General features: G+C 66.1%; 14 protein-coding genes. 5 read left to right on the top strand and 9 right to left on the bottom strand.

What is annotated here, in order from left to right:
• Positions 1 to 253: 253 nt before the first annotated feature.
• Entirely contained in the window at positions 254 to 1,144 is an 891-nt protein-coding gene (locus MMG94_RS13880; RefSeq protein WP_016918552.1) for an NAD(P)-dependent oxidoreductase, read from the bottom strand.
• Positions 1,144 to 2,181 (bottom strand): GTP 3',8-cyclase MoaA, encoded by a 1,038-nt coding sequence (gene moaA / locus MMG94_RS13875; RefSeq protein ID WP_026016049.1) that lies wholly within the window; start codon positions 2,179 to 2,181, stop codon positions 1,144 to 1,146. The genes MMG94_RS13880 and moaA overlap by 1 nt, the downstream gene beginning before the upstream one ends.
• Before the next feature lie 112 nt (positions 2,182 to 2,293).
• Here moaA and MMG94_RS13870 point away from each other — a divergent pair, with 112 nt between their 5' ends.
• From MMG94_RS13870 to MMG94_RS13860, 3 genes are read left to right on the top strand one after another with little or no spacing between them, the layout of a single operon-like run.
• On the top strand, positions 2,294 to 2,749 hold the full coding sequence (locus tag MMG94_RS13870; protein WP_020372397.1) for a gamma-butyrobetaine hydroxylase family protein: 456 nt from the start codon (positions 2,294 to 2,296) through the stop codon (positions 2,747 to 2,749).
• Between the two features lie 47 nt (positions 2,750 to 2,796).
• Positions 2,797 to 3,420, top strand: coding sequence for a UdgX family uracil-DNA binding protein (locus MMG94_RS13865; RefSeq protein ID WP_016918555.1), 624 nt, complete (start codon positions 2,797 to 2,799; stop codon positions 3,418 to 3,420).
• A complete protein-coding gene (locus tag MMG94_RS13860) occupies positions 3,413 to 4,507 on the top strand; it encodes an alpha/beta hydrolase domain-containing protein (RefSeq protein ID WP_154419725.1) in 1,095 nt (364 codons plus the stop codon). The genes MMG94_RS13865 and MMG94_RS13860 overlap by 8 nt, the downstream gene beginning before the upstream one ends.
• 48 nt (positions 4,508 to 4,555) lie before the next feature.
• Here MMG94_RS13860 and MMG94_RS13855 read toward each other — a convergent pair whose 3' ends face one another.
• From MMG94_RS13855 to MMG94_RS13840, 4 genes are all read right to left on the bottom strand, one after another.
• Positions 4,556 to 5,809, bottom strand: a complete 1,254-nt coding sequence (locus MMG94_RS13855) for an alpha/beta hydrolase (RefSeq protein WP_040578897.1) — start codon at positions 5,807 to 5,809, stop codon at positions 4,556 to 4,558.
• A gap of 258 nt (positions 5,810 to 6,067) precedes the next feature.
• On the bottom strand, positions 6,068 to 7,465 hold the full coding sequence (gene fumC / locus MMG94_RS13850) for a class II fumarate hydratase (protein WP_016918558.1): 1,398 nt from the start codon (positions 7,463 to 7,465) through the stop codon (positions 6,068 to 6,070).
• Positions 7,466 to 7,618: 153 nt separating this feature from the next.
• Positions 7,619 to 8,185 (bottom strand): sigma-70 family RNA polymerase sigma factor, encoded by a 567-nt coding sequence (locus MMG94_RS13845; RefSeq protein ID WP_016918559.1) that lies wholly within the window; start codon positions 8,183 to 8,185, stop codon positions 7,619 to 7,621.
• The gene (locus MMG94_RS13840; protein WP_016918560.1) at positions 8,182 to 8,589 is read right to left on the bottom strand and encodes a NepR family anti-sigma factor; all 408 of its coding nucleotides are present in this window, start codon (positions 8,587 to 8,589) and stop codon (positions 8,182 to 8,184) included. The genes MMG94_RS13845 and MMG94_RS13840 overlap by 4 nt, the downstream gene beginning before the upstream one ends.
• 164 nt (positions 8,590 to 8,753) lie before the next feature.
• Here MMG94_RS13840 and MMG94_RS13835 point away from each other — a divergent pair, with 164 nt between their 5' ends.
• Together MMG94_RS13835 and MMG94_RS13830 are read left to right on the top strand one after the other, a co-directional pair.
• The gene (locus MMG94_RS13835) at positions 8,754 to 9,548 is read left to right on the top strand and encodes a response regulator (protein WP_016918561.1); all 795 of its coding nucleotides are present in this window, start codon (positions 8,754 to 8,756) and stop codon (positions 9,546 to 9,548) included.
• A gap of 155 nt (positions 9,549 to 9,703) precedes the next feature.
• Positions 9,704 to 9,979 (top strand): con-10 family general stress protein, encoded by a 276-nt coding sequence (locus tag MMG94_RS13830; protein ID WP_016918562.1) that lies wholly within the window; start codon positions 9,704 to 9,706, stop codon positions 9,977 to 9,979.
• 22 nt (positions 9,980 to 10,001) lie between these two features.
• On the opposite strand, the gene ptsN is transcribed toward MMG94_RS13830, so the two are convergent.
• From ptsN to rpoN, 3 genes are all read right to left on the bottom strand, one after another.
• Complete coding sequence (ptsN, locus tag MMG94_RS13825; protein WP_016918563.1) at positions 10,002 to 10,466, bottom strand: PTS IIA-like nitrogen regulatory protein PtsN; 465 nt, start codon at positions 10,464 to 10,466, stop codon at positions 10,002 to 10,004.
• Positions 10,467 to 10,618: 152 nt separating this feature from the next.
• On the bottom strand, positions 10,619 to 11,188 hold the full coding sequence (gene hpf / locus MMG94_RS13820) for a ribosome hibernation-promoting factor, HPF/YfiA family (protein ID WP_026016051.1): 570 nt from the start codon (positions 11,186 to 11,188) through the stop codon (positions 10,619 to 10,621).
• Between the two features lie 275 nt (positions 11,189 to 11,463).
• Positions 11,464 to 13,050, bottom strand: coding sequence for an RNA polymerase factor sigma-54 (gene rpoN, locus MMG94_RS13815; RefSeq protein ID WP_016918567.1), 1,587 nt, complete (start codon positions 13,048 to 13,050; stop codon positions 11,464 to 11,466).
• Between the last annotated feature and the right edge of the window lie 85 nt (positions 13,051 to 13,135).

Below are 13,135 nucleotides of genomic sequence, written 5' to 3'. Positions count from 1 at the left end.
GGGTTGCGACAGGACTTTTCCCTCGACGCGTACACAGACGCTCGCCGCCTTGGGTGTTCCTCTTCTTGTTGGGAGAGAAACGCCGAGCCCGAGAAATGGTTGCATCGGCGCCACAAAAAAATTTTTCTCTCGCCGGCCGCGCCACAATTTCGCCGCATGCGCGCTGACGACAACGTCAGAAAATCTAACAGAATCAAAAATCTGTTCTTGAAAACGTCGCCGCGAAGCGCCGCAGCAAAAGCGGCTGTGAGCGTTATTTTCTTTCGAGCCGCGCAAAGAGGCTCGACGTGTCCCAGCGCTTGCCGCCCATGGTTTCGACCTCGGCGTAGAACTGATCGACCAGCGCGGCCACGGGCAGCTTCGCCCCGTTGCGGCGGGCCTCCGCCAGACAGATCGCCAGATCCTTGCGCATCCATTCGACCGCGAATCCGTGGTCGAATGCGCCCGCCAGCATGGTTCCGGTGCGGTTCTCCATCTGCCAGCTCTGCGCCGCGCCGTTCCTGATGAGGTCGATCACGGCCTCGGCGTCGAGCCCGGCGCTTTTGGCGAAATGCAGCGCCTCGGAGAGGCTCTGGATCAGGCCGGCGATGGCGATCTGATTGACCATCTTGGTGAGCTGGCCCGCGCCCGGCGGCCCCATCAGCCGGCAGGCGCGGGAATAGGCGGCCATCACAGGCTCGGCTTTCGCGTAAATCTCGGGCTCCCCGCCGCACATCGCGGTCAGCTTGCCGTTCTCGGCCCCCGCCTGTCCGCCCGAGATCGGCGCGTCGATCGCCCCGAGGCCGCGCTTCTTCGCCTCGGCGTAAAGCTCGCGCGCGATCCCGGCCGAAGCGGTGGTGTGGTCGACGAAGATCGCGCCCGATTTCATGCCGGCGAAGGCGCCGTCCGGTCCAAGCGTCACGGAGCGAAGGTCGTCGTCATTGCCGACGCAGGAGAAGACGAAGTCCGCGCCCTCGGCCGCCTGCCTTGGCGTCGGCGCGAAAGCCGCGCCATGCTGCGCGGCGAATTTCTCCGCCTTGGCCGTCGTGCGGTTATAGACCGTCACTCCATGACCGGCGCGAGCGAGATGGCCGGCCATGGGATAGCCCATGACGCCGAGACCGAGGAAGGCGATATGCGAGGCGGCGTTTTTCGAGTCCGACATCAGCCGCCCGTCATGCTCATATGCCGCGAAACCGACGGCGCCTGCGTCGCGCGGTCGATGATGAAATCATGCCCCTTGGGCTTGCGCAAAATCGCCGCCTCGATCGCGGCGTGGAGAAGCGCGTCGTCGGCGCTCTCGCGCAGGGGCCCGCGCAGATCGGCGGCGTCCTCCTGGCCGAGGCACATATAAAGGGTCCCGGTGCAGGTGACGCGCACGCGATTGCAGCTCTCGCAGAAATTATGGGTCATCGGCGTGATGAAGCCGACGCGCCCGCCGGTTTCCTCGGCGCGCATGTAGCGGGCCGGACCGCCAGTGCGGTAGTCGATCTCGGTCAGCGTGAAAGCCGCGCCGAGCGTCTCGCGCACGGACGTCATGGGCAGATATTGATCGACCCGCGCCGGCCCGTCGACCTCGCCCAGCGGCATCACCTCGATGAAGGTCATGTCCATGCCGCGCTCATGGGCGAAGCGGACGAGGGGAACGAATTCCTCCTCATTGACGCCCTTCAGCGCCACGGCGTTGAGCTTCACGCTCAAGCCGGCCTTCAGCGCCGCGTCGATCCCCGTCAGAACGCGGGCGTGGTCGCCCGTGCGGGTCAGCGCCTTGAAGCGCCTTTCGTCGAGCGTATCCAGCGAGACGTTGATCCGCCTCACGCCGCAATCAACGAGCTCTTCGGCGAAGCGCGCAAGCTGCGAGCCGTTGGTGGTGAGGGTCAGCTCTTCGAGCCTGCCCGAGACCAGATGGCGCGAGAGCGCGCGAAAAAGCTTCATCACGTCATGGCGCATCAGCGGCTCGCCGCCGGTGATGCGCAGCTTCTTCGCGCCGCGCGCGACGAAGGCCGAACAGAGCCGGCCGAGCTCCTCCAGCGTCAGCAGGTCCTTCCTGGGCAGGAAGGTCATATGCTCGGCCATGCAATAGACGCAGCGGAAATCGCAGCGGTCCGTCACCGATACGCGCACATAGGAGACCGCGCGTCCGTAAGGATCGACGAGCGGCGCGGGCGTCGCGGCTTCTGGCTTATGCGTGAAGGCGTTCATAGCCGGGATTTCCATATGGGCGAGCGGAGCCTGCCCCGAGGGCCACATATATTGCCGTCTTCAAACGCCGTGAAGCCCGGCGATTTTCATGCTGCTATCGCAAATATCGATATTGGGGCCGCTTTCGGCGACGCCGCACGCCGGGCTAAGATCGCTGGACCGACGCTTCCCGGAGCCGCCCTTGACCGCGAACCCTTCCTCCGACCCGTGGCCCACGGAAATCCGCCTGCTCGACAATGGCCGCAATCTGCGCGTCGCCTTCGATGACGGGACGAGCTTCACGATGAGCGCCGAGCTGCTCCGCGTGAGAAGCCCCAGCGCCGAGGTGCAGGGCCATTCGCCCGCGGAGCGGAAGACGATCGGCGGGAAGCGACACGTCGCGATCATCGCCGTCGCGCCGGTCGGCAATTACGCCATCCGCCTCGATTTCGACGATATGCACCGCACGGGCATCTATACGTGGCGCTATCTGCGCGAACTGGGCGAGACGGCCGAAAAGAGCTTCGCGGCCTATCTCGACGAACTCGCGGCCAAGGCGCTGGATCGGGACCGCCCGGGCGAGGCGTGATCCCGCTCGAGGGCGCGAACTCGTCTCCGCCTCCCGCGTTAGGCTTCATGTCCGAATTCATGACCCTCGCGGCGCTGGCCGGCGAGGAGGAAATCTGCACGCGCTGCCCGCTTTATCAGAACGCCACGCAGGCCGTGCCGGGCGAGGGACCCCGCGGCGCGCGCGTGATGCTGGTCGGCGAGCAGCCCGGCGACGCCGAGGATCTCTCCGGCCGGCCCTTTGTCGGGCCCGCCGGGCGGGTGCTGGACAAGGCTCTCTCCAAGGTCGGCATGCCGCGCGAGGAATGCTTCGTCACCAATGCGGTCAAGCATTTCAAATTCGAGCCTCGCGGCAAGCGCCGCCTCCACAAGAAGCCCGACGCTGGCGAAATCGACGCCTGCCGCTGGTGGCTCGCGCAGGAGCGCGCGATCGTCGCGCCCGGCCTCATCGTCGCCCTGGGCGCCAGCGCCATACGCGGCGTGCTCGCCCGCGCCGAGCCGGTGTCGCGACTTCGCGGCCGGCTCATCGATCTCGACCGGGAGGCCAAATTCCTCGCGACTATCCACCCCTCTTTTCTGCTGCGCCTCCAGGAGGAAGAGGATAAGCGGAGAGAGTGGGCCCTTTTCCTGAGCGATCTTGCAATCGCCGCCGAATGGGCGCGGGCCGGCGACGGAATGCAGGCGAATGCATAGATCTCTATTTTTGTTTGGTCTTTTCTTCTGTCTGCCCGCCCGCGCCGAACTCCTGAAATTGGAGGAGACGGGCGGAGACCTTCGCGCCGCGCTGAAAATCGACGGCAAGGAGGCGACGCTTCCCATCAGATTGCTGCGCAGCAAAACGCCCGCTCCGGGCGCGGCGCTCCTCATCGATATTGCGCAGCAATCCGATCTCGCGGCCACGGCTTTGGCGCGCGGCATGACCGTCGCCGCGCTCGATCTCGCCACCCTCCCGGCGCCGAGCCGCGCTGAGGCGTTACGCGATCTGCTGCCGCGCCTGCGGGAAAAGACCGGCGCCAGGCGCGTTCTGGCGTATGGAAGCGGCGAGGCGGGCGCCGCGCTCGCCGGAGCGGGCGCGCTTTTCGACGGGCTTCTGCTGCAGGATGCGAGCATCGGCGCCGCAAAGACGCCGCGCGGCGTCGAGGTCTGGGGGAGCGACGCCTATTGGCGCGCGGCGCCCCGGCCCGCGCCGACGGGTCCCGAGCCCGAAAATCGACGCAGCTTTTTCCTCGCCGGGACGACGTCCGGCGCCGGCGCCAACTGCGCCATGCCCATGGATTCGCGCGCGCAAGCGCCGGCGCTTCGGGCCCTGCTCGTGGTCCTTGACGATTGGACCAGGGGCGTAAAGCCGCCCGCATCGCGGGCGCCGGGCGCCGCCGATCTCGCAAAGGCGGCGCGCCTCGTCTGGCCGAAAATCCCGAGCCTGCCCGCGCCGCTTTCGGACGAGCGGCTCGTTCCCAAAATCGACGCGGACGGCAATGAGGCCTCGGGCCTGCGTCTGCCGGACCGCGCCCTTCCGATCGCGACCTTCATCGGATTTGCCGCGCGCAGGGATCCAAAGGGGCCGCCTTGCGCCGCCGCGGCCGCCTTTCCCTTTCCCGCCGCCAAGGCCGATCGCGAGAAGGCCGGCGACCCCCGCTCATCGCTCGTCGAGCGCTATGGCTCGCGCGCTTATTTCGTCGCCACGATGCGCGTCGTCGCCGACAGGCTCGTCAAGGAGCGGCTGCTGCTGAAGGAAGACGCGGACGCCTATGTGGCGGCGGCGAAACAGGCGCCGTTTTAGAGGTCACCAGCAGGATCGGGCGCCGGCTCGCAAATTGGGTTTGTTCGCTCAGGGCCGCAGAACGCTGGCGCCATGCTCGAACGTATGGCCGGCGTGATTGCCCACATCGTCGAAATGGTCGCTGAGATTCTCGCGCGTGCGCGGATCGACGATGGCGAAAGGCGTCGCCACGGCCACGCCCGCCGCCGCGCCGACGGTCGAAGCGGCGCCGGCGGCGGCCATGCCCAGCTTCTCGCCCACGCCGGCCCCGCCGTCGGAGAGCGTCTGGCCCGTCGCGAGCCGCGCGCCGATGGAGCGCACCACGGCGGGCGCCTCGGCGAATTTGGTGTGGCCGAGCGAATCGCCGCCGCCCGACGAGACGTCGGTGAGATCCACCACCTGGATGCGGTCTCGATCCAGCACGTCGCGATAGGGCTCGGCCTGCGGATTGACGGCGCCGAGCCGCGGCTTGTCGCCCCAGACGCGCTTGGAGACGGCGAGCGCCTCATCGTCGCGCGAAACGAAAATGGTGAAAAGCGACGGCCGCACGCCCATCGCCACGATCTGCCGCTTGAACACGTCGAAATCGACGTCCGGCGCGGCGAGCATGACGTTCTTGATCTTGCCCGGCAGGCCGCGATCGCGAATCGCCATCTGACGCAGCGCCTCGAGGGTCACCCAATTGCCCATGGAATGCGCGAGAATGGAAATCTCGCCGACATTGGGATTGCGGGCGAGGGCCGCGAGGAGACTCTCCAGCGCGTCCCGCGAATAGCTGGCGCTCTCATGGTCGTAGCCATAAGCGAGCAGCTTGCCGCGCGACGGCCAGGTGAACAGCACCGGCACGACGTCCGCCGTGGAATCATGGGAGATCTGCGCGAAGCGGTAGACGGCTTCGGCGAAACGCGTATTGAAGCCGTGGACGAAGACCAGCGTCTGCCGCTTCGGCGTCTTGGCGACGCGCCGGTTGAATTCCGCGAGCGCGGCCTCGCGGGAGAGAATATGCGCGTCCACCGTCGTGAATTCGCGCGCGGGATCGGGCGTCTCGCTCTCGGGCCATTGCACTTCGCCCACCTTGCGATAGGCGTCGGGCGGAATCGATACGGTGATGTCGGCGAATGAGAGCGCGCCGCCGCGTTCGCCCGAAAACATCTCGCCGGGCTGCGTTTCGTCCGGCGCGCGGGTCGTGGCGACCATCAATTTCACGATGCTGGCGCCGGGCGGCTCGTAATGCGTGGGTATGAGAACCCCATGCGGCCGTCCCGCGCAGGCCGCCGCGCCCAGCACGAGAAGCATAGCGAGGCAACCACGAAGAATCCGCATGGAAAGATGCTTCCAACAAGTCTGGTTATGAGAATGCCGGCGCGCGGCCGGGGCGACGCTTGCACGAACTCCTTATCAGATTTATGGCGGCAATAGGGCTCGTGCGCCATCGCACATCGCGCTCAGACGGAGGCGCTTAGCTTTGGCCCTGTCCGCTGAACGAGGCGGGCGTCGGAGGCGGGGCTGATGGGGCAGGCCTCCGACCGGGGCGGGAGGAGGGTCCCCCAGCGCTCATCCTCCCGCCTTTCGGCGTTTCGATCACTCGTTCGGCGACAGCATCTTCTCCGGACGCACGATTTCGTCGAATTCGGCTTCCGTCACCTTGCCGGAGGCGAGCGCCTCCTCCTTCAGGCTCGTGCCGTTCTTATGGGCCGCGCGCGCGATCTTGGAGGCGGAGTCATAGCCGATCTTCGGCGCGAGCGCGGTGACGAGCATCAGCGAGCGATCAAGGAAGCGCTTGATATTCGCCTCATCCGCCTCGATGCCGTCGATGCAGCGCGTGATGAAGCTGCTGATTCCGTCGGCGAGCAGAATGGTCGATTCGAGCAGCGCGAAACCGACGACCGGCTTCAGCACATTGAGCTCGAGATGGCCCTGCGAGGCGGCGAAGGTGATCGTGGCGTTGTTGCCGAAGACGCGCGTGCAGACCATCGTGATCGACTCGACCTGGGTCGGGTTCACCTTGCCGGGCATGATCGACGAGCCCGGCTCGTTCTCCGGCAGCTTCAGTTCCGCGAAGCCGGCGCGCGGGCCGGAGCCGAGGAGGCGGATGTCGCAGGCGATCTTGTAGAGGCCCGCGGCCAGGGCGTTCATCGAGCCATGCGCGAAGACCACGGCGTCATGCGCGGCGAGCGCCTCGAATTTATTGGGCGCCGAAACGAAGGGAAGGCCGGTCTGCTGCGCGACATGCGCCGCGACTTCTTCGCCGAACCCCTTGAAGGTGTTGACGCCCGTGCCGACCGCCGTGCCGCCCTGGGCGAGGGCGAGGAGATCGGGGAGCGCCGCGCGGATGCGCGCCGCGCCATATTTGGCCTGCGCGGCGTAGCCCGAAAATTCCTGGCCGAGCGTCACCGGCGTCGCGTCCTGCAGATGGGTGCGGCCGATCTTGACGATATGCGCGAACTCCGAGGCCTTGCGCTCGAAAGCCGCCTGCAGCCGCTCGACGGCAGGCAGGAGCCGGCCGGAAATGGCGAGGGCGCCGGCGATATGGATGGCGGTGGGGAAGCTGTCGTTGGAAGACTGGCCGAGATTGACGTGATCATTGGGGTGAACCGGCGATTTGGAGCCGCGCGGCGCGCCGAGCAGTTCGTTCGCGCGGTTCGCGATCACTTCATTGACGTTCATATTGGTCTGCGTGCCGGAGCCCGTCTGCCAGACGACCAGCGGGAAATGCTGATCGAGCTTGCCGTCGATCACTTCCTGCGCGGCGACGGAAATGGCGTCGGCGATCTCCTTCTTGAGGAGGCCCTTCTTCTCGTTCGCCCGCGCCGCGGCGAGCTTCACGCGCGCCAGCGCATGGACGATCTCGATCGGCATGCGGTCGCCGCCGATGGGGAAATTCTCGCGCGAACGCTGCGTCTGCGCGCCCCAATAGGCCCAGGACGGAACGGCGATGTCGCCAAAGGAGTCGCGTTCAATGCGGGTGTCTTCTGTCATCGGTCTCGCTCGAAAGGCGCGCGGTCGACGCCGCGCGGAGTGCAGGGCGTTTGGGGCGCCCACTCGATCGCGGCGCGTCGAGCCTGCCCGCCTTGACGCGCCCGGATCCGAAAGGTTCGGGAGCGCGCTCTATGCGGCATTTCCGGCCGGCGTTCAATCGCGGCTGACGGTGGAGAGGGCGGCGCGGGTCTCGCCGTCCCGGACCGGTCCGGGCGGCAGGGACATGAGTTCGGCGAGCCGGTTGCGGGCGCGATTGACGCGGCTCTTCATGGTGCCGGGCGCGCAGCCGCAAATTTCGGCGGCCTCCTCATAGGACATGCCCGACGCCGCGACGAGGATCAGCGCCTCGCGCTGATCGAGCGGCAGCTTCTGAAGCGCCTCTCTGAAATCCAGAAAGTCCATATGCGCATTTTGCGATTCCGGCGCGACGAGCTTGGCGGCCGCGGCTCCGTCGGGATCCGGCGCCTCGCGCCGCCGCTTGCGGAATTCGCTGTAATAGATGTTGCGCAGGATGGTGAAGAGCCACGCCGTGAGGTTGGTCCCCTCGGCGAAGGACGCCAGACTTCCCCAGGCCTTGACCAGCGTCTCCTGGACGAGGTCGTCGGCGCGGTCCGGATTGCCGCATAGAGAGACGGCGAAGGCGCGCAGGCTGGGGATCGCCGCGATAAGGTCGTTCTTTAAGGTCTGTCCGTCGTTGGAGCTGGACTCCTCGGCGCTCACTCTCTCTCCCCAGGCGCGCTGCTCGTCACGCCCGAAGATACCATATTCTTTTCCAGCTGGTTCAAGAGATTCAGAAACCGGTCGGGCACAGGCTGGGCCACGAGGTCGTCATAGAGATTCTGAAGCTCCTTGCCGATGGCGTCGCCAAAATCGACATTCCGCATCTTTCTGTTTGTCCTCTCAGAACCGCAAACGCCCAAGCCGCCGGCGACGAGGCCGTCCGCATCGCGCGCATCGCGCCGACGGGAGGCGCCGGAGCCGAGGCCGGCCGCAATCGCCGCCACGCCGAGAGGGAGGGCGCCGGAATAATGACGTTGCTCCGCGCGGTCCTCGTCGGATTGCGCGCGTGAAACGGCATTCTCCGGATTGTTTTTCACCATGGAGCCCTCGATCTGCAAAGTCATGATTTTCTGTGGCGGACCTATTTCGTCGCGCGATATAGTGCGCTGCACGGAAAGCAAAACGCCGCGCTCTGGGATTGGTTCCTTAAATTGTGCGTGTTGTTTTGACGCAGCAGTCATGTTTGCGCTCCCTTTCCGTTTCGCGGGCGCCTCCGGAGTGGCGTAACATGTCGGTTTCACGAGAGATTTCGGGTCACCTGCCTTATTTGCGGCGCTTCGCGAGAGCGCTGGTCGGGTCCCGGGAGGGCGGCGACGCCCATGTTTTGGCGACGCTCGAGGCCATTGTCGCGGATCCTCGAAAACTCCAGGGAAATGAAGACCTTCGCATCTCCCTCTACAAACAGTTCCTCAAAGTCTGGGCGACCGCCCCGGCATTGCTCCCGGCGCCGGAAGCCGCGGGCGAGGATGACGGCGCGCGACGCCGTCTCGACGCCATTTCGCTGCGGCCGCGCGTCGCCTTTCTGCTGCACGCGCTGGAGGGGTTCGATCTCGAGCAGGTCGGCGACACGCTCGATATTTCCGAGCGTGACGCCACGGCCCTGATCGACGCGGCCAATGCGGAAATCGCCGACCAGATCGCGACGAACGTCCTCATCATCGAGGACGAACCCCTCATCGCTCATGATCTGCGCAGCATTGTGGAGGAACTGGGGCATTCCGTCGTCGGCATGGCGCGCACCCATCGCGAGGCGGTCGCGGCGGTCGGGACCGCCGAGCCAGGCCTGATACTGGCCGACATTCAGCTCGCGGACGGCAGTTCGGGGCTCGACGCCGTCAATGAGATACTCGACGCGCTATCGACGCCGGTGATCTTCGTGACCGCCTATCCGGAGCGCTTCCTGACGGGCGCGCCGCCTGAGCCGGCCTTCCTCGTCACCAAGCCTTTCAGCGTCGAAAGCCTGAAGGCGGTGATCAGTCAGGCGCTCTTCTTCAACCGCCGGTCGCAGAAGCGCGAGGTTTGAGCCGGCCTCGCAGCCCGGGGGTTTTTTAAAGTAAGTATAATTCCTAGTGCGTTTTTCCCTCTCCGGAAGCTTGGCTACGTATATTCCACGATTGCAGAAACCTTGGCCAATTAGGCAAGTTATACGCGTGGACGCTGGGGGCAAGAGAGGCGACCATGCAGGAAGTAGTGAAGAAGTCCAATCGAGGCTTTGCGTCGATGGATCCGGAGAAGCAACGCGCAATCGCCCGCAAGGGCGGGCAGAGCGTTCCCGACGAAAAGCGCAGCTTCTCCCAAAATCCCGAGCTTGCCGCGCGCGCCGGGCGCAAGGGCGGGCAGAGCGTGAATCCGGCGAAACGCAGCTTCTCGCGCGATCATTCGCTCGCGTCGGAAGCCGGCCGCAAGGGCGGTCACGCCTCGCATGGCGGCGGACAGAAGCGGGCGTCGGCTTAAGGAGCCGTCGCCCAAAAAAGCGTTACGCGGCGTAGGGCTTGGAACGCTGCGCGATTAATGAGTATAGCGCGTCATGGTCTCGCGTGGCGCGGATGGTGGCGACCAGGCCAGGGTCGCGAAGCATCCGCGCCGCGCAGGCGAGCGCCTTCAAATGGTCGGCGCCGGACGATTCGGGCGCGATCAGCAGGAAAACGAGATCGACTGGCGCGCCGTCCAGCGCCTCGAAATCCACCGGCCGCTCGAGCCGCGCGAAAATCCCGAAAATCGACTTCACTTTCCCGAGCTTGCCGTGCGGAATGGCGATGCCCTCGCCGATGCCCGTCGAGCCGAGACGCTCGCGGTGCAGCAGGGCGTCGAAAATCTCGCGCGCCGGCAGGCCCGAGAGCTTCGCGGCCCGATCGCTCAATTCCTGGAGCAGTTGCTTCTTGGTCGACGCCTTCAAGGTGGCGAAGACTGCGTCCGGCGAAATAAGATCCGTGAGCCGCATGCGACGACCTATCCGTTAAGCGTTGGAGAACCCCGCCTTCGATCAGGCGGCGTCGCCCGTGAAGGAAATCGCAAGATACGTGCCGAGGAAGCCGCGAATCTGTCGCGGCGCAATTCTCTCTCTTCTCCCGGGAAAACGCCTTTTGATGGGCGTCATTCGCCCCCGGGCGCGTCGATCCAACCGATATTGTCGTCGCTGCGCCGATAGACAATATTGACCCGCCCGGTATTCACATGGCGGAAGACCAGGACCGGCGCGCCGGAGAGGTCGAGGTCGAGCACGGCCGCCGAAACCGACAGACGGCGCAGGCGTGTGGTCGTCTCCGCGACGACCGCGGGGCTGAACTCGGCCGGAGCCTCGCTCTCCTGGTCGGGCGCTTCGAGCACCTGATAGGGCACGACTTCCGGCGCCTCGTGCGCATGCCCGTCATGATGGCTCTTCAGCCGCTCCTTGTAACGGCGCAGACGCTTTTCGAGCCTGTCGGCCGCCTGATCGAAAGTGGCGTAGGGCTCCTGGCCGCGGCCGTCGGTCTGCAGGATGATGCCCGAGGTCAGATGCAGGCTGCAATCGGCGCGATAGCCCGAGCCCTCAGGGGCGATCGTGACATGGCCGCTCACGCCGCCGTCGAAATATTTGGACGCGGCCTGCTCCAGACGCTGCGTGACATGCGCGCGCAGCGCGTCGCCGATATTCATGTTCTTGCCTGAAACTCTCAGGGTCATTTCGCTCCGCCCTTTCCGGCAAGCGGCGGCGCGCCGCGACCGGGACGGAAAGGTCCCTGCGCTGACGCCCGCCGATTACGGATTTCCCCTCGTTCCGGAGCCAACCGCTCCGATCCTCGAGACGTCGCCGCCGCGCTCCCTGGCGCGGGCGGCGCAAAATTCGGCGAAGCGTTAGAAGCCAATGGCGGGGAAGTCAATGGGCGCCGAAGGATTGAGCGAATGCGCTAAAGAGCCGCGTTCCCGCTCCCGGCGCGCGGCTCGGGACGCCCCGCGGATCAGTGCGCCTGTTCGCGGGCGAGCGCCATCTTGGCCCGCCGGCGGTCGACCGATGACGGTATCCTCAGGCTGTCGCGATATTTGGCGACCGTGCGCCGCGCAATGTCGATGTCGATCGCCTTGAGCCTGGCGACGATCGCGTCATCCGAGAGCACGTCGTCCGCCGTCTCCCTGTCGATCATCTGCTTGATGCGGAACCGCACCGATTCGGCCGAATGCGCCTCGCCGCCGCTCGTCGTCGCGATGGAGGCGGAGAAGAAATATTTGAGTTCGAAGATGCCGCGCGGGGTCGCCATATATTTGTTGGAGGTGACGCGGGAGACGGTCGATTCGTGCATGCCGATCGCGTCGGCGATGGTGCGCAGATTGAGCGGGCGCAAATGCTCCACGCCCTTCGCCAGAAAGGCGTCCTGCAGACGCACGATTTCCGACGCGACCTTGAGAATCGTGCGGCTGCGCTGTTCGAGGCTCTTGGTCAGCCAGTTGGCGTTTTGCAGGCAGGTGGAGATGAAGGTCTTGTCCGCGTCGCGGGCGCCCGCCGAGACCCTGGCCGCATAGCTGTGATTGACGAGCACCTTGGGAAGCGCGTCGGAATTGAGCTCCACATGCCAGGAGCCGTCCGCCGCGGCGCGCACGATGACGTCGGCGACGAGCGGCTGGATGGGCGCGTCGCCAAAGGCGCGGCCGGGCTTGGGGTCGAGGCGGCGCAGCTCCGCCGCCATATCGGCGACATCGTCCATATCGACGCCGCAGAGCTTGGCGAGCTGCACGAAATCCCGCTTGGCGACGAGCGGCAGATTGGCGACGAAAGCCTGCATCGCCGGATCGTAGCGGTCGCGCTCCCTCAGCTGAATCGCGAGACATTCCGCGAGATCGCGGGCACCGACGCCGGAAGGGTCGAAACGCTGGATCGCGGCGAGAACGGCCTCCGTCTCCACGAAATCCGCGCCGAGGCGCTCGGCGATGTCCTCGAGGCTCTCGCGCAGATAGCCGGTCTCGTCGATGCCGTCGATGATCGCCTGGCCGATGAGGCGGCCGCGGGGATCGGAACAGGCGAGCGCGAGCTGCTCGCCGAGATGCTCGTGCAGGCTCGGACGCGCTGCGACATAGGCCTCGAGATTGGGCGCCTCGCCGTCGTCGCCGCCCCCGCCGGCCGCCCCGCTCCACGACGTTGCGGAGAGGCCCGCGCCCTCGAGCGCCTCGCGCGGCGCCGCGGCCGTCACCGCCGGCCCCTCCGGCTCGAAGGCGTTGCTCATATCCGCGCCGAGATCGGCGGAGAGCGTGGCGGAATCGACCGCAAGCGAGTCGCGCGCCCAGTCTCCCTCATGGGGTTCGCCGTCGAAACTTTCGGACGCGGCGCCCGGGCCGAAATCCTCCCCGTTCCCTGCGGCGCCCTCTCCGGCGGGCCCCTCGGGCGCATAGTCGCCCTCCTGGGCCTCGAGGAGGGGATTGCGCTCCAATTCGTCGTGCAGAAAGGCGGAAAGCTCCAGATTGGAGAATTGCAGCAGCTTGATCGCCTGAAGGAGCTGCGGAGTCATCACCAGGGCCTGGCCCTGGCGCATCATCAGCTTTGTCGAAATCGCCATCTGCGCCAACTCGCACGCTTGTCAACCGGGCCGCGCTGACACGGCCTGTTTCTTGCTTATAGCACGGTGCGAAAAGCTCGGCAGG

The sequence above is a fragment of the Methylocystis parvus OBBP genome, from assembly GCF_027571405.1.
Lineage (GTDB): Bacteria > Pseudomonadota > Alphaproteobacteria > Rhizobiales > Beijerinckiaceae > Methylocystis > Methylocystis parva.
This window is presented reverse-complemented; position numbering and strand designations above follow the sequence as displayed.